Genomic DNA, 20670 nt, shown 5'->3' with positions numbered 1-20670 from the left:
TCTTTTAAAAAAATTTTTACCGATGGTCGGTATAGGCCAGGGCAGGAAGCACTGCCGCGGCCGCCTCCATTGCTCCCGCGCTGATTTTGGAAGCATAGGCGTTGAGCACTTGCTCCAGCTGTTCTGGCGTTCGAAAGCCAATAACGGCGGCCGATACCGCGTCGTGGCGCAACACATAATCCAAGGCCAGCGCTATTTTTTCTGCATCAGTTGGGCACCACTCCGCCAGCCGCTCCTGCAACGCCGCCACCTCGCCCGCTCCGTACCCCAAATACGCTTTCGCAGGTTTGTCGATCAGCAGGCCCTGCGCCAAAGCGCCTCTTACCAACACGCCTTTTTTATTTGATTGTAAAAGGTTCAAAGCCTCCTCCTCCGGCCTGCGGTCCAACAAGCTGTATTGCATCATGACGCTTTGCATGTTAGATAGCTCCACATACTTGCGGATCACATTCGGCCGAATACTCGAAATACCATAATACCTGATTTTACCCTGCTCCACCAGGCGTTCGAATGCTGCAATCGTATCCTCGATATCATCTTCAATCGTCCCGCCGTGCAGCTGGTAAAGATCGATATAATCGGTTTGAAGCCGCTGCAGGCTTTTGTCCACCGCAGCTTCTATGTAGGCAGCCCGCGGATTCCAGTCCCAGCCGCTGCCATCCGGCCGCCATTGATTGCCTACTTTGGTCGCCAAAACAATCTGATGCCGGACAGGCTTTAGCAGCCGGCCGATCAGTTGTTCATTGGCGCCTTTATCATAAAGGTCCGCCGTGTCGAAAAAATTAATGCCGCGTTCGACCGCCATCGATATCATGGCCTCGCACTGATCAACATGTGCTTTTGACAACGACATGCAGCCAAATCCTATTTCCGAAATTTTCAAAGCTCCGTTACCCAAAACATCTAAATTCATTTTTAAGCATTTTTTGCGATTGTAGCCAAAGTTCGTAAGCTCCATAACTATGAGCCCACAACCATTGCGGCATATCCCTTATGGATGTTTAAACGTGAATTTTCCCGGCATTTTTTGGCTACTATTTTAACGTTTTTAGTGCTATATATGTATAAAAATATCTATATTTAATACACATTTATACGGAATACTCATCAAAATTACAGACCTATGACTATCGAGGAAGAAATCAAACAAAGTAAATTCTCAAGCGCTTATGAGAAACTCGCATTCAACCTGATTTACAGCACCAGGTGGCTCGAAGACTTTTTGAAAAAACGGCTTAGTAAACACGACCTCACCATGCAACAATACAATATTCTGCGCATTTTGAGAGGAAGCCGCCCCCAACCCCTGTCAACGCTGCAAATTAGGGAACGCCTGATCGACAAAATGAGCGATACCAGCCGGATAGTGGACCGCCTCCTGATCAAAAAACTGGTCACCAAAAAAACGAATCGCACCGACAACCGCATGGTTGACGTCCGTATTTCAGAAAAAGGTTTATCCCTGCTTCGAAAAATTGACGACATCGATCAACAGCTGGCCCAATTCCTGAGTAAGATCAGCGAGAAGGAAGCAGCGACCGTTAGCGACCTGCTTGATAAAATGCATGCAAGGCCATAGCAATTAATAGAAGATAGCTATTTTTGCGCCTATGCGAAATTTCAAGCCCCTTTTCCTTGCGTTGGTCCTTAGTATTGTTTGCTTCGTAAATGCTGCTTATGCGCAGCCACAATATGAATTTCGGGGCGTTTGGATTGCCACCGTTATGAACATCGACTGGCCACCGCAGCGTGCCAGCGTGGAAGCACAAAAGGCAGATTTTATACGCCAGCTCGATCTGCACCAAAGAAATGGACTAAACGCTGTTATCGTACAAATTCGCCCCGCCGGCGACGCATTTTATCCCTCTCCCTACGAACCCTGGAGCCAGTGGCTGACGGGCACCCAGGGCAAAGCGCCTGTTCCTTTTTACGACCCTTTGGCCTTCATGATTCAGGAAGCGCACAAAAGAGGCATGGAATTTCATGCCTGGTTAAACCCTTACCGCGCCGAATTTACAGTAGGCAGGTCTTCTATTTCTTCCGATCATATCATGCGTAAGCATCCCGACTGGTTTCTTACTTATGGCACGACCAAATATTTCAATCCTTCCAATGTGCAGGTACAACAATTCGTTATCAATGTGATTAAAGACATTGTTCGCCGCTACGATATTGACGCCATCCATATGGATGATTACTTCTATCCTTATCCCATCCCCGGAAAAATCTTCCCCGACGACTATGCGTATCAGCGCTCGGGTACCTCTTTAAGTAAGGGAGACTGGCGGCGCAGCAACGTGGATTCAATTATCAAATACATCAACATCGCCATTAAAGAAACCAAGCCCTATGTAAAGTTTGGCATCAGCCCCTTCAGCGTATGGCGCAATTTGAAAGACGACACACAGGGAAGCGATTCGAAAGGCGGCCTCACCAACTACGATGATTTATACGCCGACATTCTGCTTTGGCTTCGCAAAGGCTGGATCGATTATGTGACGCCTCAGTTATACCGCGAAATCAATGATCACCTCATCCCCTACGAAAAAATGGTGGGCTGGTGGGCCGAACACAGTTTTGGACGACATGTCTATATCGGCCACGGCATTTACCGCGCACTGGAAAACAGCGCCAACTGGAAGAAAACCACGCAACTCCCCGACCAAATAAAAATCGCGAGATTCACGCCGGGCATCGAAGGAAGCGTTTATTACAGCAGCCGCGTATTTAAAAGTAACCCCAACGGGTGGAACGACTCCCTGAGAAATAATTACTATCGTTTGCCGGCTAAAATTCCCATGATGCCCTGGCTGCCTAAAAGACCGGCCTGGAATTAATTTTCATACCAGCAACACAATATAGGGAAAAGTCCTTGCCGGCCCTGCCTACCGCAGGCAGGCTGTTCCGTGGGCGGACGTCGCAATCACTTTATTGACCCGATTACCAATCATCAGTTTTATAAACGGCACGCTGTTGAGGAATCATCCCATCAGCTCTTTCATCAACCTATCAAAATCGGCTTTTAGCGTTGCAAGCTCCTCTTCAACCGCGGCCAGCCTGGCTTCCAAATCAGGATTGCCTGTGGCATGCTCTGGTTGTTGTTGCAAAAAATCCGCTGCCAACTCGTTCGCATCGCCAAACAAATGCACATACCGCGCTTCTTTCTGGCCCGGCTGCCGCTCCAGTTGCTTTACAAAGGGAACCGGCGCAGCAGCCAGCTTTTCGAGCACCTCCGTTACTTCCTTCAGGTCGTCAAACGCATATAAGCGGCCCGAACTGCTATTGATCTCCCCGGGCGTCAAAGGCCCCCTCAAAAAAAGCAAACACAACACGGCCAGTTCATCAGGCGTAAGCTGATAGTTGAGCGCAATATTGTGTTTATATTTCACTACCCTACTGGTGCCGCCGGTAACCGTGGCAGCCAGGCTCCTGCGTTTCAACCGGTCGAGACAAAGCGACACCGTTTGCTCATCATAGTTAACCACAGGGTGGCGTGAAGTTTTTTGATTGCAGGCCGCCGTAAGTGCGTTTAAGGTCATGGGATAATATTCGGGTGTAGCCTTTGATTTTTCGATCAAAGCCCCCAAAACTCTTATTTCTTCCTGGTCTAAAACCGGCAGGGCTGCCGGCTCGTTGGTGGATGCGTCGTTCATCGTATCATTTACTTTTAAACTTATAAACTGTTTTGTATCCATTTCGTTTTTACAAATAAATATCAGCATTTACAATCGTAGGCAGCCGGTCTCCTTTCAGTGCCGCGATCACGTTATCTGCCGCCATCATAGCCATCCCCTCCCTGGCCTCTTTTGTCGCCGAGCCTATATGTGGCAACACACAAACATTGGGCATCAGCATAAGCGGGTTTTCTTTATCCATGGGCTCAGGATTTGTGACATCAAGCCCGGCGCCCCAAATCGTTCCGGCGTCAAGCGCGTCTTTTAAATCCGCCTCATCGTGCATGCCGCCCCGTGCGGTATTAATAAAGATAGACGAGGGTTTCATTTTTGCAAACGCGGCTTTGTCAAAAATACCTTTGGTTTGATCTGAAAAATTTGCATGCACGCTCAACACATCGCTTTGCGCTAACAAGGCGTCAAAACTGACGTACCTGGCGCCGAGCTGCGCTTCAGCCCGGGCGTTGGGTTTTCGGTTATGATAGATGATATCCATATCGAAAGCCGCACGGCACTTTTTAGCCATTTCAAATCCAATATCGCCCAGGCCAAATACGCCCAGCGTTTTTCCATATAGCTCCTGGCCAAGGTCTGCCACAGGTTCAAAACCTTTCCATTTACCGTCAAGGATTTTCTTATAGTTGAAAAATGCCTTCCGGCTGACATTCAGCATTAACAAAAACGCAATATCGGCGGTAGCCTTGCTGAGCACATGGGGCGTATTGCCCACAGGAATTTTAAGTTGCGTAGCCGCATTAAGATCAACGCTGTCGTAGCCAACAGAAAAAAGCGACACCACCTTCAAATGTTTACAGGCATTTAAAAAATGACGATCGATTTTATTAAAACCGGCGCTCACCAGCGCGTCAAAGCGCTGACAGGTTTCAATGAGCGCTTCCTGCGACAAAGGCTGCTCCCCGTCATAAACCACCACTTCATGGCCGGCGGCCTCCATTCGCTGCACACCAACTTCAGGTATCTGTTTTGTGATAAAAACTTTCATTTGTTGATAGGTTTTATTTTTCTGGTCAGATGCCAGCCCGTCGGCGGCAATCGTCCCCTATTATCCCATTTCCTTAAAAATTTAAATATAAGTATTTTAAGCATGGCCGCGGAGGCGATTCCGGATAGCAAAATGCAGATAGACCAGTCAGCCGCGCCGCGTTCACCGGCCCTTTTCCGCCATTAACCGAGTTTTCAATGCCTCGCACAGTACTTTGTATTGCCAACTACCTACTACTGCCGATATCTTTGTGTTTATTAGCAAGCGTCAATGAATATTGAGAATACACAAAGCCAGATGCGGAAAGGGATTTTAGAATATTGCATCCTGTCCATCATCAAAAGAAGTGAGGCCTACCCCAGCGATATGGCCGAGGAAATGAAGGCTGCCGGTATGCAGATTCTTGAAGGAACCTTATATCCTTTACTAACGCGGTTAAAAAATGCGGAAATGATTACCTATCGCTGGGAAGAAAGTACAGGCGGGCCCCCGAGAAAATATTTTTCGCTTACCGAAAAAGGACAAAGCTTCTACCAGGAGTTGCGGCAAACCTGGGAAGAGCTTTCGGGCGCTGTGCATACGTTAACGGTTGCTTCAAATTAAAAAAACCAAAGAGATGAAACGTTCATTATAAAATTTTCATTGTTATCACAAGGGCATGAAAATTTTATAACTGATAAGTTGCCTGCCCGAAAGTTCAGGCGGGCATTCGACCCATCAAAACATAAAACATATACGAATGAAACAAATAATCAACATCACATTAGGCGGCAGAACCATCGCTATTGAAGAGGCGGCGTATGAGAAAGTTTTGGCCTACACGCAAAGCCTGCGCGACTACTTCAAAAACGAAGAGGGCCGCGACGAGATTGTGGCGGATATCGAAGCGCGCTTCGCCGAGCTGATGCAGGACAAAATCAGAAAGGGTGCGCCGCATATTACCCCTGCCGATGTTGATGAAATGATGGCCACCATGGGCCGTCCGGAAGACTTTGCGGCCCAAGATAGCGCCGGCGCTGAAGGCTATAACCCAAATTTCACCATAAATGAGAAGCGTCGCCTGTATCGCGATGCGAATAATAAAATGCTGGGCGGCGTTTGTAGCGGCATTGCCAACTGGCTGAATATCGACCCCACCGTGGTTCGGGTACTGTTTGCCATCGTTTCCTTCGGCGGTTTTGGAACAGGTATTCTGATTTATATCGCGCTTTGGATTTTCCTTCCCGCTCGCAACATAGAAGTGTACAAGGGCAAAAGAATGTTTCGCGATCCTGAAAACAAGTGGTTTGGCGGCGTAGCGGGCGGCATGAGCGCTTATTTCAATATCAACGCCAACACGATCAGGGGAATCATGGCGTTTCCGCTCATCATCAGCATTATCAAAGGCGTTGATCTTTTTGGAGGCCACAGTTTCGGCTTTTTTCCAAATTTAATATTCAATGGGCTCACCGGCACTTTCATCTTTATTTATATCGTCTTATGGATCGTATTGCCGGAAGCGCTTACGCCCTATCAGAAAATGGAAATGAGGGGCGAGCAAATCGATGTAAACACGATTAAACAAAATGTGCAAAGTTCGTTGAACGATATGAACCAACGCCTCAAAAGCTGGGGGCAGGAAGTGCAGGAATCTGCAGAAAATATTGGTAAAAAAGCGAGCGAATGGGGCAAATCCCAGAGCGGCAGTTTTGAACGGAAATTTCACTACGTGCCACCCAAGCAAAACCGCGGGATCGGCTATGTGTTTGCTATGATCTTTAAAGCCATCTTCGTGGTGATTGGCGGCATCATTGCCGTATCGCTGCTCGCCGTCTTTCTCACGGTGCTTTTCAGCGGCTTTGCTTTCGCGCCGCTCAATAATTTTTTATGGACCAGCGAAACACAGCAAATGCTGGGCTGGGCGACATTAATCCTGTTTATTGGCGCGCCCATTGTGGGCCTGGTGATTTGGCTGGTGCGGCGTATTCTCAGCGTTCGCACGCCGGGTAACTACCTCAACTGGACCTTTGGAGGTTTGTGGGCGATCGGCTGGGTTTGCCTGATGTTTTTCCTGGCCAGCATCTCGGCGGATTTCAAAAGATACGAGTCGGTGGAAGACCAGGTGGCCCTGCAGCAACCTTCCAATGGCAAGCTGCTGATCCGCGTCAGCGAGCCCGAACTCTTTTATGAGGGAAATTTTGGATGGATGAAAGAAAGCGACAACGACCTGGATGGCTTTAATATCACGGAAGATACCTTGAGCATTTCTCATGTGCAACTGGATTTTACGAAAAGTGAAGACAGCCTTTACCATGTAACCGTTGTAAAACAATCAATGGGAAAAACTGATGCCGAAGCGCTGGCGCGCGCTCAAAAAATAAATTACACGGTCAGTGCGGTCGATAGCATACTCGATCTGCCGGCAGGTTTCACGATCGATAAAACCAGTAAATACAGAGCTCAGAACGTATTGGTGTTGATAGCGGTTCCCACGGGACGTAAAATCAACATTGATGAAACGGTCTACAAAAAATTGAGCACGATCGACATCGCGTTTAACAATGGTGGCCGAAGGGTAAGAAGCTCGCGCCATATCACGCATCGCCTGCGCACTTATCGTTCCAACACGGACTATACGATGCAAAGTGATGGCAGCCTGAAAAGCGATGAAGACCTGGAAAACCAGACTTCCACAACCACGGAAGCTAACGGCTCCACTTATCGATGGGAAGATGACAGTACGTCGTCGACTCCGGCTGCGCCTCCGGCGCCACCCGCTCCGCCCGCGCCGGGAACGACAATACAAACTGATTCAGCCGTATATCGCTTTAATGAAAGTCCCTCGCAAAGCGACAGCAAAAAACAAATCATGGAGGAACTCGAAAAGAAGCAGCGAGAAATCGACGCGTTAAAAAAACGATTGGAGCAATAAAATATTTTCCGTTTTTATGGTTCTTGGGATACAGACCATGGCGGAGCATATGATTAGCTTAATAAACAAAAAGCGGACAGCCATGAAAAAAATAGGTGTTGGTTTACTTGCTTTTATATCTATAACACTTCAAGCACAGGAAGATCGCTCAACAGCCCTATTTGCAACATTAAAAACAAGGGATAGCCTGATTTTCAACGTCGGATTTAATCAATGTAATATGGGCCCATATGATACTTTAATAAGCGATGACATTGAATTTTATCATGATAGAGGGGGCGTCGAATATGGCAAAACTGTATTTATTGAAAGTGTACGAACTAATATATGCGGTCAAAAAAATAAACTGTTCCGGGAACTTGTCGATAGTAGTCTACAGGTTTTTCCGATGTATAAAGAAGGTATTCTATATGGCGCTATCCAACAGGGCGACCATCGGTTTTACGTAATGGAGGGGCAAGCCAGAAAATATGCTGGAGAAGCGAAGTTTGTACACCTCTGGATTATAGAGCAAAACCATTGGCATCTTAAAAGAGTTTTAAGTTACTATCATCATTCATCTCCGACTGCCAGATAAGGCTTCGCTGCTTATATAACTTTTTTTAGAAAATAGGTGTTGCTTCCTTCTCAGCTGAGTCTCCTGAAAGGGACTCGGCGTGTAGCGTCCATTCTAAACGCCGCGTCCACAGCCAACTCACAAGATTCCTGGTGAGACTCGGCTGGGAAGAAAAAACTGCTTCTGCTAAACAACATAATGCCTTCGGTTATCCAATTTCCTCTGTTTCTTTTAAGACTCTTCAAAATAAATATTCCATAACCAATTTCTAGTTTGACTGTAGTTTCAAATTTCCTTATCCGCTGAGTTTTCTGAAAGGGACTCGGCGCGTAGCATCCATTCTAAACGCTGCGTCCACAGCCAACTCACACGATTCCGGGTGAGACTCTGCTGGGAAGAAGAAACTGCGCTAGGCTAAAATTTTCATTTACATTTTGAGCCTGAACGGCTGGGCTGCATAGCAGGCCCACGGCCAGATAAAGCAGTTGTTTTGTTTCCATAGCTGCTAAAATTATGGTGGATTAATTATTATTATAAAAATAATCAATTCATCTGATAACCCGCAAGGTCCGGTTATAAGCTCTTGCGCATACGATTGTGCAGATTGATAAGCCCCCGTAAGGCTTTGCCTACTTTTGTAAACATTCAAACCATAATGTTTTTCGTCATGATGTTTAACGATCGTACTCAAAAAGCCTTTGGCCTTTTGCTTTTGTGTTTCGCATTTCAAACCGTATCAATCGCCCAAAATGCCTTTACAATTACGGGAGCAAAAGCGATAGCCTCGCATAAAATAGAACTAACACTGAGCGGCCACCAGCACATGCTTATCGATTTTTATGGGGATAATATATTCAGGTTGCTGATGGATAGCGTGGGCAAAACATTTCGCGACCCCGAAGCCAAACCAGCCGCACAAATACTGGTAAGCCAGCCGCGAAAAGCAGCAAGCCCCATACAGCTCGAAGATCGCGGCGGACAAATTTCCATTTCCGGTAAAAACATAAAAATCGTTTTTGAAAAAGAAAATGGATTATTTAAAATTATAGACCTGCGCACCGGAAACACAGTTGTGGAAAGTGTTCAGCCTATTAGCCTTGAAAAAAACCAGGCTTCCCTCCAGCTCAAAGCCAGCGATGACGAATACTTTTTTGGTGGCGGCGTTCAAAATGGCCGCTTCTCTCACAAAGGAAAAAGTATATCGATCGAAAACCAGAATAGCTGGACGGATGGTGGCGTTGCCTCGCCCACGCCCTTTTACTGGAGCACCGGGGGTTATGGTTTGATGTGGTACACCTTCAAAAAAGGTAAATATGATTTTGGCGCAGCACAAAAAAACCTTGTTCAACTTTATCACGAGACCAGCTACTTCGATGTTTTTTTCATGATCGACAGCGGAGCGGTGGCGCTGCTAAACGATTTCTATCAGCTCACCGGCCACCCGGTTTTGCTGCCGAAATTTGCTTTCTATGAAGGCCATCTCAACGCTTATAACCGCGACTATTGGAAAGAAGATACCAGCGGCATCCTTTTCGAAGATGGCAAAAAATATAAAGAAAGCCAGAAAGATAACGGGGGCATTAAAGAATCTTTAAACGGCTTAAAAAACAATCATCAATTTTCAGCCAGGGCAGTGATCGACCGGTATCAAAACGCCGATATGCCGCTGGGATGGATTCTCCCGAATGACGGATATGGCGCGGGTTACGGACAAACCGGCACGCTCGACAGCAATATTCTTAACCTGAAAAACTTCGGCGACTATGCCAGAAAAAAGGGGGTTGAAATTGGCTTATGGACGCAGAGTGACCTTCATCCTAAAAAAGGCATCAGCGCGCTATTGCAGCGCGATATTTTAAAAGAAGTAAGGGACGCTGGCGTGCGCGTGCTTAAAACAGATGTGGCCTGGGTAGGAGCCGGTTATTCGTTTGGATTGAACGGCGTTGCGGACGTCGCTAAAATCACAACCGACTATGGCAACAATGCGCGGCCTTTTATTATTTCTTTAGACGGATGGGCGGGCACACAGCGCTTTGCCGGCATTTGGACCGGCGATCAAACCGGCGGACAATGGGAATATATCCGCTTTCACATCCCCACTTATATTGGATCAGGGCTCTCGGGCCAGCCTAATATCACTTCCGACATGGATGGCATTTTCGGAGGGAAAAACACCTCAGTTAATATCCGGGATTTTCAATGGAAAACATTTACGCCCATGCAACTGAACATGGACGGATGGGGCGCTAATCCCAAATATCCGCAGGCTTTAGGTGAGCCTGCTACTTCCATTAACAGGAATTACCTAAAACTTAAATCGCAGCTATTGCCTTACAGCTATTCAATTTCCAAAGAAGCTGTTGACGGGCTACCGGCCATCAGGGCCATGTTTCTTGAATCGGCGAACAAATACACATTAAGCACTGCTACCAAATATCAGTTTATGTATGGCCCTTATTTTCTGGTAGCGCCCATTTATCAAAATACAAAATCGGACGAGCAGGGTAATGATCTGCGCCACGGCATTTATTTGCCCGAGGGGACATGGATCGATTACTTTACCGGCGAACAATACGAGGGCAGCCGTATTATTAATTTCTTTGAGGCGCCTGTTTGGAAACTGCCGGTATTTGTAAAGCCCGGCGCGATTATCCCAATGGTAAACGCCAACAACAACCCTTCGCAAATCAATAAAAGCTTGCGTATTTACGAAATATATCCTTCTGCAAATGCCACTTTCACCAGCTACGACGACGACGGTTTAACAGAAAAATATGAAAGCGGCGAGGGCGTTTCCACTACCCTGTCCGTTCATCTGGATCGGAAAAATCAACCCTCTATTGCTATTGCCCGATCCACAGGGAATTTTGATGGCTTTGAGAAAAACAAGGAAACACTGTTGAAGATCAACCTGTCGCAGCCGGCCGGAAAGATCACAGCGTGGGTGGGCGGCAAGCGGGTCAAACTGAAATCTGTGCCAACCAAAGAAGCGCTTTCAGGCCAGGCCAACGCTTACTATTATGATGCGCAGCCCAATTTGAATCTTTTCCCGACGCCGGGAAGTGATTTTGAAAAGGTAAAGATGGTCAAAAACCCTCAGCTGCTCATCAAACTGGCCAAGACAGATATTACAAAAAATGATATCAGGATAAGGATCAAAAAATATGTTTTCTCAATCCCGAACCAGTTTAAAAAAACAAGCGGCAATCTTCTGGCGCCCATCAACGCTCAGGTTGTAGATACTAACATCAAAGCGTTTAGGCTCAAGCCGTCATGGAGCGGCGCCAGGCATGCAGATTTTTATGAAATCGAATTTGACGATATGCTTTACTCGCATATTAAAGACACTGCTTTTGAGTTTGACGAATTACAGGCAGAAAAAGAGTATCATTTCAAGCTTCGCGCCGCCAATAAATCCGGTTATTCTGACTGGGTAAATATCAGCGCAACAACCAGGATCGACCCCTTGCAGTTCGCTATTAAAGGTATTACCGGCTACAGTTCTGCGGCCTCGCAGGGCGGCGAGGGTGTCAAAAAATTGTTTGATTTTGATGAAAGCAATACCTGGCATACGAAATACGGGGTGAATGCCATTCCGTTCGAACTCGTGATGGACTTGAAATCAGTAAATCAATTAGATAAAATGCAATACCTGCCGCGCTCCAGCGGTTATAATGGCGTTATCACTAGCGGCGCGGTTTATTATAGCATGAACCGAAAAGATTGGATTTTTGCAGATAGCATCCGTTGGAACCGGGATAATGAAATAAAAGAAATTTTGTTTGCCCAACATCCGTCTGCAAAATATATCAAACTTAGTGTTACAGCGGGTTCCGGCCATTTTGGGTCGGGCAGGGAAATTTATGTATTTAAAGTTCCGGGCAGTGCCAGCTATATTCCCGGAGATATCAATAACGATAATAAGATCGACCAAAACGACCTCACTTCGTACACCAACTACACGGGGCTACGGAAAGGCGACGGTGACTTTGAAGGTTATATTAGCAATGGCGATATCAACAAAAACGGCCTTATTGATGCCTTCGATATTTCGCAGGTTGCCACTCAGCTCGAGGGCGGTATTCGGAGCGATTCGATTGCGCTTTTGAATGGGCATCTCGTGCTGACAGCGGATAAATCAGCCTATAAAGCGGGCGAGACGATTAAGATCACGGTGAGCGGCGTGAACCTCTCAGCTGTAAATGCGTTCAGCTTCGCGCTACCCTACAATGCATCGGAGTATGAATATGCCGGCGTTGAAAAGCTTCAGGCCGGTGAAATGGAAAACCTGACTTATGACAGGCTGCATACCAATGGCAGCAAGGCGTTGTATCCTACTTTCGTCAATCTTGGTAACAAACCGCTTTTAAAGGGTAATATGCCTTTAATGATCATACGGCTTAAAGCCAGGAAAGATTTGACATTTGATTTGAAGTTGAAAGATGGCATTTTGGTGGATCCGCAACTGAATGAACGGCACTTTTAAAACAAAAAAATCCACAAAAAAGCCCGGAGCGTAATAACTCCGGGCTTTTTTATACGTTGAACTGAACAGTACCGTTTTATTTTTTTACTTTGAACGCATACCGGCCGGAACCGGCTTCTATTTTAATATAATCCGTTTCCTTTCCTACCACCGACAGCCCATCTGCGTTGCTTAAAGGCTTTCCACTTTCGGTAATATTTTCTGCGGCGCTGGCCGGGATATAAATGGTAGCCCTGGTATTGGCTGGTATTTCGGTTTCCATGGAAAAGCTCAAACTATCCATGTTCCATTCATTACTCAATATTCCGTAATAGGTTTTAAGGCTCGCTTTCGCCTGTTTAAAGCCGCCGCCCGGATGTGGTTTTACCAGAATATGTTTGTAACCCGGCGCTTCTGAGTAGGTATCGATTCCAACCATTTTTCTGTACATCCAGTCGCCGATCGCACCATAAGCATAATGGTTAAAAGAATTCATACCCGGCGTTTGAAAAGTGCTGTCGGGCTTCATGCCGTCCCATCTTTCCCAAATGGTTGTGGCGCCCATTTTCACGGGATATAACCACGAGGGATAACTATCCTGTAGCAGTAATTTATACGCTACATCGTTGTATCCGTAACGGGTGAGCACATGGCAGAGATACGGCGTTCCCAAAAAGCCAGTCGTCAGATGATTTCCGTAGCTTTTCACATTCTCGGCCAGGCGCTCCGCAGCCTGCTCGCGCAATGCTTCCGACAACATATCAAAATGCAGGGCCAGCACATAGGCCGTTTGTGTTCCGGAAACCAACCGGCCGGTGGGGGTTACATATTCTTTGTTAAAGGCTTCCTTTATTTTTGGAAGCAGGTTGCTATACATGCTAACATCTTCACTGCGGCCCAAAACTGTGGCTGCATTGATCATCAATTGAACGGAGTTGGCATAAAAGCACTGCGCTATCAAATGCTTGTCAGTTACGGCGCTGCGGCCGTCATTATCATCGAAAGGCCGGTAAAACAACCAATCGCCATAATGCCAGGTCGTGTTCCATAAATCATTTTTGGTCGTGCGTCGCACACTTTCCACAAAAGTTTTCATACTGTGATACTGCGCTTCTAAAATTCTTTTGTCGCCATAAGCCAGGTACATCGTCCACGGAACGATCGTAGCAACATCAGCCCACCCGGCGCTATTGCCGGCATCGCCCAGCACGTTTGGAATGACATGCGGCACCAGTCCGTTGATTTGATCCGCCTCCACATCCTGCAGCCACTTGGCAAAAAAGTTGTTGACGTTCATGTTGAAAGAAGCCGTTCTTGCAAAAGCCTGCGCATCCCCCGTCCAGCCCAGTCGTTCATCGCGCTGCGGGCAATCAGTCGGCACATCGAGGAAGTTGCCTTTTTGCCCCCACTGAATATTGTGTTGCAACTGATTAATTAACTTTTTGGAGCTTGTAAAGGAGCCGGTTTCGGGCATATCGGAATATAAGGCTACAGCCTCAAAATGATCAGGATTCAGAGTTCCCGGGTAGCCTTCAACTTTTACATACCTGAAGCCCTGCCAGGTAAAATGAGGATGGAAGGTTTCCTCGCCACCACCTTTCAAAATATAGGTATTCTGTGCCTTGGCCGAGCGCAGGTTTTCAGTGTAAAAATTGCCTTTTTTATCGAGCACTTCCGCGTGCGACAAAGTGATTGAATCGCCTGCTTTTCCTGCTACTTTCATTTGAACCCAGCCCACGAGGTTCTGTCCGAAATCGATAACCTGCTCGCCGGCTGGTGTCCGGAAAACACGCACTGGTTTAAATACCTCCTGCTTTTTAACGGGCTCGTTAACGGTGTTGATAATGTTATCAAGCGCTTCATTCTTTACTTTAACCGCAGCCCAGTCTGCATCATCGTAGCCATTGGCCGCCCAGTTGGCTTTTTCTTTTCTGGCGTCGATGATTTCGCCATTATAGATTTGCGAATAAACGATGGCGCCGGTTTCAGACTTCCAGCTTTGATCGGTTGCAATAACAGTTGTGGTGCCGTCGGTGTAAACGATATGCAGCTGCAGGAGCAACGCGAGGGTTTTCCCATAGATATTGCCATTGTTTCGCCAGCCCAGTACGCTGCGATACCAGCCATTACCCAGCTCAGCGCCGAGTGTATTAGCGCCTTGTCGTAGCAGATCCGTTACATCATACGCCTGATATTGCAATCTCTTTTTATAGGAAGTCCATCCCGGCGTCAGCCAGGCATCGCCAATACGTTGCCCGTTTAAATATGCTTCATACATACCATGGGCTGTGATATAGGCTGTGGCTGTCCTGATTTTTTTTGCGCTGGTGAATGTTTTTCTGAAAAGCTGGCTGGGCCTGTATTCCGGGTCTTCCGGCAGGCCCGATTCAATCCATTTTGCCTTCCAGTCAGACGGGCTAAGCAAACCCATTTGAAATGAGGAGGGGCTGCTCCATCCCGAACTTTTGCCATGGCTATCCCAAACACGTACCTGCCATTGGTATTTTTCATTACTAACCAACGGGCTGCCCTTGTACACGACATGCACCGACGAATCGCTATTTACTTTTCCCGAATTCCAGGCCGTTTTTTTTCCATTGGTTACTTTAATCTCATAGGCCGTCTGTAGCGTGTTGCGCTGCGCGCTTTGAAGTTGCCAGCTAAAGCGGGGTTGCTTGGCTGCGATGCCAATCGGGTTGGGCTCGTTCTCGGTCAAAAGCGAACGGACCGATAGTTGCGCCTGAGCGATTGAAAATCCGGCACAAAAGGCAAGCAAAAGAAAAGTGTACTTCATTTTAAGATGTTGAGATTTAGAATGAGGAGCTATTTTTGGAATCTGTTATCAAAAAAAACAGACTGGCAAAGCTAAAGCACTAATATACTTTAATATATAAGCAAACCGTCCTGTGCTGTCATGCATAGGCCATCATGCTTTTGCCTTGCTTACCACCCTGCATAACAGGTTATCAGTATCTAATGAGTAGGCATATATGGCAATTCTAAATGGGTGTGAAAGCAACTATTAGGGTGTTGCCCCCTTGTCATCATCTTTCTTGTTCAAAGCTTTCCACAAAGCATCTTTCAACTCTGTTAACCCTTTTTGAGCAACAGAGGAAATAAAATAATGAGGAATATCTTCCGGCATTTCCGCGCTGATGGCCTGCTTCAGTTCATCGTCGAGCATATCGCTTTTGCTTATCGCGATCAGCATTTCTTTATGAAGCAACTCTTCGTTGTACTGTTTTAATTCATTAAGCAGTATTTCAAATTCTTTTTTATGGTCGTCGCTATCGGCAGGAATAAGGAATAACAAAACCGGGTTGCGCTCGATATGCCTTAGAAAGCGGTGCCCCAAGCCTTTTCCTTCCGCAGCCCCTTCGATAATGCCCGGCAAATCGGCAATACAGAAACTGCGCCCGTCCCGATAAGCCACGATTCCCAGGTTGGGCGTAATGGTTGTAAAGGCATAGTTCGCGATCTTGGGCTTTGCCGCTGTCACCACCGATAATAAGGTCGACTTGCCGGCATTGGGAAATCCGACCAAGCCCACATCGGCCAGCACTTTCAGTTCGAGGATCTTCCACCCTTCCACGCCCGGCAGGCCTGGCTGCGCGTGTTCCGGCGCCTGGTTGGTAGGAGTTGCAAAATTATGATTGCCCAAGCCGCCGCGGCCGCCCGGCAACCAGATGATTTCCTGTCCGTCTTCTAAAATTTCAGCTTCTTTTTCCCCCGTCTCCTCATCAAGCGCCACGGTTCCGAGCGGCACTTCCAAAATAATATCCTTTCCGCTTCGGCCGGTACATTTATTATGTCCGCCGCTTTCGCCGTCTTCCGCCAGCACGTTTTTGTGATACCGCAAATGCAGGAGCGTCCACAGGTTTCGATTGCCACGCAAAATAATATGCGCACCTCTTCCTCCATCACCTCCGTCAGGCCCGCCCTTAGCCGTAAATTTATCTCTCAAAAAATGTTTGATACCGGCGCCGCCGTGCCCGCTTCTGCAAAAAACACGTATCTGGTCTACAAAGTTGCTTTTCTCCAAAGTATATTAAATTGATATGCAGCAAAGATAAGCCTAAGGTTTAAAAGGCTTTCGTACCCCAGGACTTAAAATGATAAGAAGCCTGTTTCCGCACAGGCCAAAGGTTCGCGCGGGTTATGAAGCCGGCCCGCCCTTCTCTGCTGCATCGAGCATAATATTATCTCTTACCTGCCGCCAGTAATCGCGCCCGTAAGAAACAAAAATTTCGCTGCCGGCTGGGATATCTGTTTTCGCCCTGATAAAAACACGATTTGCTTCCTCGTGATATTCGGCGTTATTCTTCAAGCCTTTCACCCGGGTGAGGCCGGCCGCATCATTAGCGTAGCGTCCAAAAGATTTTACATCCTTGGAGGCATCGATTACGTTATCGTCGTCGATATAATAGATATAAGGATTATCTGCATCGTCTTCCACTTCCGACCATTTTGCCCGGCGACCAATATACTCGGTAATGATCATGCCTTTTGCAACATCAACTGTAATGAACAGTCCCTTTCCAGATTGAGGGATGGTCGAGGTTTTTACTTTTAAATGTTTAGCTGGTAAACTCATGCAGCAAATAAATTTGGATGCGAATATATCGCAATTGCTATTTGCCATAAAAAATAATTGTTGTCGACTATTTATGTATTTTTAAATGATGCATCCATCATTGACCATTTCGGGCATCCAACTTCACAAATTGTCGGTGCCGTTAAAAGAACCTTTTATTATTTCCCTCGGGCCTATTTATGCCGCCGATAACCTGGTGGTGGTTATTCATACGCAAGAAGGGATAACGGGTTGGGGCGAATGTAGCCCGTTTATGAGCATCAATGGTGAAACATCAGAAACGGCGATAGCTGTCGGGCGGCTTTTTGAAAAAATATGGATGGGAAAAAACGCCTTGGATATTGAAGCCCGCATCGGCGAATTAGACCAACTCATCTTCGGCAATAATAGCGTCAAAAGCGCCTTCGACATGGCGCTTTATGATATTGCAGCGCAGCATGCCGGAGCGCCCCTGTATCAGTATTTGGGCGGAAAAAAGCAAAAAACAATCGCCACTGATTTTACGGTCAGCATTGGTGCGCCAACAAAAATGGCTGCGGATGCGTTAAAAATTAAGGAAGCCGGGTTTCCTGTGATTAAAGTTAAAATCGGCAAAAACGGCAAGGAAGATGTGGAGCGGATCAAAGCTATTCGCGATGCCGTGGGCATGGAAATTCCGTTGCGGCTGGATGCCAACCAGGGCTGGGATGTTGACGAAGCTATCACAACTTTAAAAGCGTTGGCGCCCTTCAATATACAACATTGTGAAGAGCCGCTGCCGCGGTGGGACTTTATGCGGCTGCCGGAAATCAGGGTGCAAAGCCCCATACCCATCATGAGCGATGAAACCTGCTGTGACCCTCATGATGTGCAGCGCCTTATTGATTTAAAAGCCTGTGACCTGATCAATATTAAACTGGGAAAAAGCGGCGGCATTTTTAAAGCCCTTAAAATGATTCGTTTGGCCGAAGCGGCCGGGATGCCCATACAAATTGGCGCTTTTCTGGAGTCGCGCATCGCTATGACCGCATTTGCTCACCTGGCTTTATGCAGTGATCGGATCGTTTATTTTGATTTTGACACGGCGCTCATGTTTAGTCACGACCCTGTAGAAGGAGGCATCCAATATAAAGAACAGGGTGTGATCGAAGTGCCTGATACACCGGGAATAGGCGCAAAGCTTATTGCCACCGAGCTATAAAGATCTCGGCTGACCCTTATCTGTTCATCTAAAACCAACCCTGAAGCAGTTGTTGTGGAGTATATAAAAGAATATAGAAAATTTGTTAACAGCTATTACTTTAACGAAGCTATCAGAATTACTATTGGCGTCACTTTTCCCGCCATTATCTTTAGCTATTTCGGCAAACTCGAAACCGGCCTTATCCTTTCGATAGGCGCCATGGCGGTAAGCGCCTCCGACATACCCGGCCCTATTCACCAACGGCGCAATGGAATGCTCGCCACAGCCGGCCTGATCTTTATCGTGTCTGTAGTCACAGGTTTTATCAATCACCATCCGCTGCTATTGGGTTGCGGCATCGCTTTTTTTTGTTTTGCGCTCAGCTTTATCGGCGCTTACGGCGCCCGCGTTAATTCTATAGGTTTCGCGGGGATGCTGATCATGATTTTAACGCTTGACATGCGCGATGAAGGCATCGACGTACTGGTTCATGGCGTTTATCTGTTGGCGGGCGGGCTTTGGTACATGATGTTAAGCCTTGCGCTGTTCGGAGTACGCCCTTATAAAATTATTCAGCAGGCGCTCGGCGACAGTATTATTTCCATCGCCGATTATTTCGGCACCCGTGCCCTTTTTTATGAGAAGGGCGCCGACTACGATAAAATCTTCAAAATGCTGATGGAACAGCAACAGCAAATTCAGGATAAGCAAACCCTGCTGCGCGAGATGCTTTTCAAAAGCCGGAATATTGTTAAGGAATCGACGGTAACCGGGCGCACGCTGCTGATCATTTTTGTTGAATCGATCGATCTTTTCGAGAAGTCATCCGCTACATTTTACAACTACGATTCGATGCATAAGCGCTTCGACGAAAGCGGTATTTTAAAGAGTTTCCAGCGCATGATTTATGTGATCGTCGATGAACTACACCAGATCGGACTCGCGGTGCAAAGCGGCCGCCCACCGCGCGCCTCCCGGAAACTCAACAACGAATTAAAAATTTTACAAACCCAATATGAAGATTTTGTAAAAAAATACCGCACGCCGGAAACCTTCGACGCCCTTGCAAATATGAGAAAGCTGATGCAATCGGTCGAAGAAATCACGTTGCGCATTTACACGCTTCATCATTACTCGCGCTACGACAGGAAGAAGGTCAAGGCTTATAAATTGTCGGGCAACTATGAGCATTTTGTCACAAAGACGGATCTTGACATTGAGATCCTCAAAGAAAATTTCTCACTAAAATCCAATAGCTTCAGGCATGCCCTGCGGGTTACACTGGCCTGTGTTTTAGGTTTTATTGTAGCCCATCTGCTTCAGCTGCAATTCAGCTATTGGGTACTGCTGACCATTATCGTAATTTTAAAGCCGACCTACAGCGTGTCACGCCAAAGAAATTACCACCGGCTGATCGGCACTTTCGTGGGCGCATTGGGCGGCCTGGGCCTGCTGTTTTTATTACCCACGCAGAACGGAAAATTTATCGCAATGATCATTTTGATGATCATTACCTATAGTTTTATGCGAACCAAATACCTGGTCAGCGTCATTTTTATGACGGCTTTTATAATGATCTTTTTCTATCTGCTCAACAGCCATACTTTCTACGAAATATTTAAAAGCCGGCTGATCGACACTTCAGTGGGCTCTATTATCGCATTTATCGCGGCCTATATTCTTGTTCCATCCTGGGAAAAAACGCAGATTAATACCTATATCACCAACGCATTGAAAGCCTCTAAACATTATTTCAACACGGTGGCTACCACGTTCGCCACCGGCGAGCTAAGCGACCTGGACTATAAACTAAGCAGGAAAGAAGCTTTTATTGAGCAGGCCAATTTATCCGGCGGCTTCACGCGCATGATGAACGAACCTAAAAACAAGCAGGGTGATATCAAGAAAATCCACCAGATGGTGGTACTGATTTATACCTTAAACTCACATATTGTGTCATTGGCGGGTTTTTCAAGGAATTTCTCCAATAAATACGGCGCTGAAGATTTTCATGCCATCAGGGAAGATATTGCCGAAGAAATGGAAGAAGCCTTGTTGTTGCTCGCGCATCGCGACGTGCCCGAAACCATACACCATGCGCCCTCCGAGCTCAAAGAGGAATTGGACGAGCTGGTATCCAAAAGGAGAAGGGAACTACAGCAGGGACTGGTCGACACTGAAACGCGCAGCGTGTTGGTTGAATTCAAACCTGTGGTCGATCAATTTTTGTTTATCAGCCGCATTGCCGGCGACATTAAACGGCTTGCCAAAGATTTTTGAATTCACTGTGCCTCACCTGATTGAG

14 protein-coding genes are annotated in these 20670 nt (G+C 46.8%); 8 read left to right on the top strand and 6 right to left on the bottom strand.

The genetic code is table 11. The annotated features are described in order from the left end of the window. Positions 1-16: 16 nt before the first annotated feature. Positions 17-913 (bottom strand): aldo/keto reductase, encoded by an 897-nt coding sequence (locus tag ABDK00_RS01215; protein WP_346237684.1) that lies wholly within the window; start codon positions 911-913, stop codon positions 17-19. Positions 914-1123: 210 nt separating this feature from the next. Between ABDK00_RS01215 and ABDK00_RS01210 the strand changes: the two genes are divergently transcribed. Next, a complete protein-coding gene (locus ABDK00_RS01210) occupies positions 1124-1579 on the top strand; it encodes a MarR family transcriptional regulator (protein WP_346237683.1) in 456 nt (151 codons plus the stop codon). A 31-nt stretch (positions 1580-1610) separates the two neighbouring features. Beyond that, the gene (locus tag ABDK00_RS01205) at positions 1611-2837 is read left to right on the top strand and encodes a glycoside hydrolase family 10 protein (RefSeq protein WP_346237682.1); all 1227 of its coding nucleotides are present in this window, start codon (positions 1611-1613) and stop codon (positions 2835-2837) included. A 144-nt stretch (positions 2838-2981) separates the two neighbouring features. On the opposite strand, the gene ABDK00_RS01200 is transcribed toward ABDK00_RS01205, so the two are convergent. Both ABDK00_RS01200 and ABDK00_RS01195 read right to left on the bottom strand, forming a co-directional pair. Further along, entirely contained in the window at positions 2982-3695 is a 714-nt protein-coding gene (locus tag ABDK00_RS01200; RefSeq protein ID WP_346237681.1) for a YceH family protein, read from the bottom strand. Positions 3696-3702: 7 nt separating this feature from the next. Next, positions 3703-4677, bottom strand: a complete 975-nt coding sequence (locus tag ABDK00_RS01195; RefSeq protein WP_346237680.1) for a D-glycerate dehydrogenase — start codon at positions 4675-4677, stop codon at positions 3703-3705. 270 nt (positions 4678-4947) lie between these two features. Here ABDK00_RS01195 and ABDK00_RS01190 point away from each other — a divergent pair, with 270 nt between their 5' ends. From ABDK00_RS01190 to ABDK00_RS01175, 4 genes are all read left to right on the top strand, one after another. Continuing rightward, the gene (locus tag ABDK00_RS01190; RefSeq protein ID WP_346237679.1) at positions 4948-5280 is read left to right on the top strand and encodes a PadR family transcriptional regulator; all 333 of its coding nucleotides are present in this window, start codon (positions 4948-4950) and stop codon (positions 5278-5280) included. A gap of 136 nt (positions 5281-5416) precedes the next feature. Continuing rightward, the gene (locus tag ABDK00_RS01185) at positions 5417-7588 is read left to right on the top strand and encodes a PspC domain-containing protein (protein ID WP_346237678.1); all 2172 of its coding nucleotides are present in this window, start codon (positions 5417-5419) and stop codon (positions 7586-7588) included. Positions 7589-7670: 82 nt separating this feature from the next. Then, on the top strand, positions 7671-8165 hold the full coding sequence (locus tag ABDK00_RS01180) for a nuclear transport factor 2 family protein (protein WP_346237677.1): 495 nt from the start codon (positions 7671-7673) through the stop codon (positions 8163-8165). 646 nt (positions 8166-8811) lie between these two features. Next, the gene (locus tag ABDK00_RS01175) at positions 8812-12630 is read left to right on the top strand and encodes a TIM-barrel domain-containing protein (protein ID WP_346237676.1); all 3819 of its coding nucleotides are present in this window, start codon (positions 8812-8814) and stop codon (positions 12628-12630) included. 76 nt (positions 12631-12706) lie between these two features. Here ABDK00_RS01175 and ABDK00_RS01170 read toward each other — a convergent pair whose 3' ends face one another. The 3 genes from ABDK00_RS01170 to ABDK00_RS01160 all read right to left on the bottom strand — a co-directional run bounded on the left by ABDK00_RS01170 (position 12707) and on the right by ABDK00_RS01160 (position 17203). After that, the gene (locus ABDK00_RS01170; protein WP_346237675.1) at positions 12707-15403 is read right to left on the bottom strand and encodes a family 78 glycoside hydrolase catalytic domain; all 2697 of its coding nucleotides are present in this window, start codon (positions 15401-15403) and stop codon (positions 12707-12709) included. 228 nt (positions 15404-15631) lie between these two features. Then, positions 15632-16651: a GTPase ObgE gene (obgE, locus tag ABDK00_RS01165; protein WP_346237674.1), complete on the bottom strand. Its 1020-nt coding sequence runs from the start codon at positions 16649-16651 to the stop codon at positions 15632-15634. A 114-nt stretch (positions 16652-16765) separates the two neighbouring features. Continuing rightward, positions 16766-17203, bottom strand: coding sequence for an SET domain-containing protein (locus tag ABDK00_RS01160; protein WP_346237673.1), 438 nt, complete (start codon positions 17201-17203; stop codon positions 16766-16768). A gap of 85 nt (positions 17204-17288) precedes the next feature. Here ABDK00_RS01160 and ABDK00_RS01155 point away from each other — a divergent pair, with 85 nt between their 5' ends. Beyond that, positions 17289-18383 carry a dipeptide epimerase gene (locus tag ABDK00_RS01155; protein WP_346237672.1) on the top strand — a complete coding sequence of 365 codons (1095 nt, stop codon included), beginning with the start codon at positions 17289-17291 and terminating at the stop codon, positions 18381-18383. Between the two features lie 54 nt (positions 18384-18437). After that, positions 18438-20645 (top strand): FUSC family membrane protein, encoded by a 2208-nt coding sequence (locus tag ABDK00_RS01150; protein ID WP_346237671.1) that lies wholly within the window; start codon positions 18438-18440, stop codon positions 20643-20645. Positions 20646-20670: the final 25 nt, after the last annotated feature.

This window comes from Niabella insulisoli (genome assembly GCF_039652435.2).
In the GTDB taxonomy this organism is placed as follows: Bacteria; Bacteroidota; Bacteroidia; order Chitinophagales; family Chitinophagaceae; genus Niabella; species Niabella insulamsoli.
The sequence above is the reverse complement of the archived record's forward strand: the minus strand, read 5'-3'. Positions and strand labels throughout refer to the sequence as shown.

Coding starts and splice junctions, on each gene's coding strand:
- ABDK00_RS01215 (WP_346237684.1), bottom strand. CDS start 913: ATGAATTTAGATGTTTTGGGTAACGGAGCTTTGAAAATTTCGGAAATA.
- ABDK00_RS01210 (WP_346237683.1), top strand. CDS start 1,124: ATGACTATCGAGGAAGAAATCAAACAAAGTAAATTCTCAAGCGCTTAT.
- ABDK00_RS01205 (WP_346237682.1), top strand. CDS start 1,611: ATGCGAAATTTCAAGCCCCTTTTCCTTGCGTTGGTCCTTAGTATTGTT.
- ABDK00_RS01200 (WP_346237681.1), bottom strand. CDS start 3,695: ATGGATACAAAACAGTTTATAAGTTTAAAAGTAAATGATACGATGAAC.
- ABDK00_RS01195 (WP_346237680.1), bottom strand. CDS start 4,677: ATGAAAGTTTTTATCACAAAACAGATACCTGAAGTTGGTGTGCAGCGA.
- ABDK00_RS01190 (WP_346237679.1), top strand. CDS start 4,948: ATGAATATTGAGAATACACAAAGCCAGATGCGGAAAGGGATTTTAGAA.
- ABDK00_RS01185 (WP_346237678.1), top strand. CDS start 5,417: ATGAAACAAATAATCAACATCACATTAGGCGGCAGAACCATCGCTATT.
- ABDK00_RS01180 (WP_346237677.1), top strand. CDS start 7,671: ATGAAAAAAATAGGTGTTGGTTTACTTGCTTTTATATCTATAACACTT.
- ABDK00_RS01175 (WP_346237676.1), top strand. CDS start 8,812: ATGATGTTTAACGATCGTACTCAAAAAGCCTTTGGCCTTTTGCTTTTG.
- ABDK00_RS01170 (WP_346237675.1), bottom strand. CDS start 15,403: ATGAAGTACACTTTTCTTTTGCTTGCCTTTTGTGCCGGATTTTCAATC.
- ABDK00_RS01160 (WP_346237673.1), bottom strand. CDS start 17,203: ATGAGTTTACCAGCTAAACATTTAAAAGTAAAAACCTCGACCATCCCT.
- ABDK00_RS01155 (WP_346237672.1), top strand. CDS start 17,289: ATGATGCATCCATCATTGACCATTTCGGGCATCCAACTTCACAAATTG.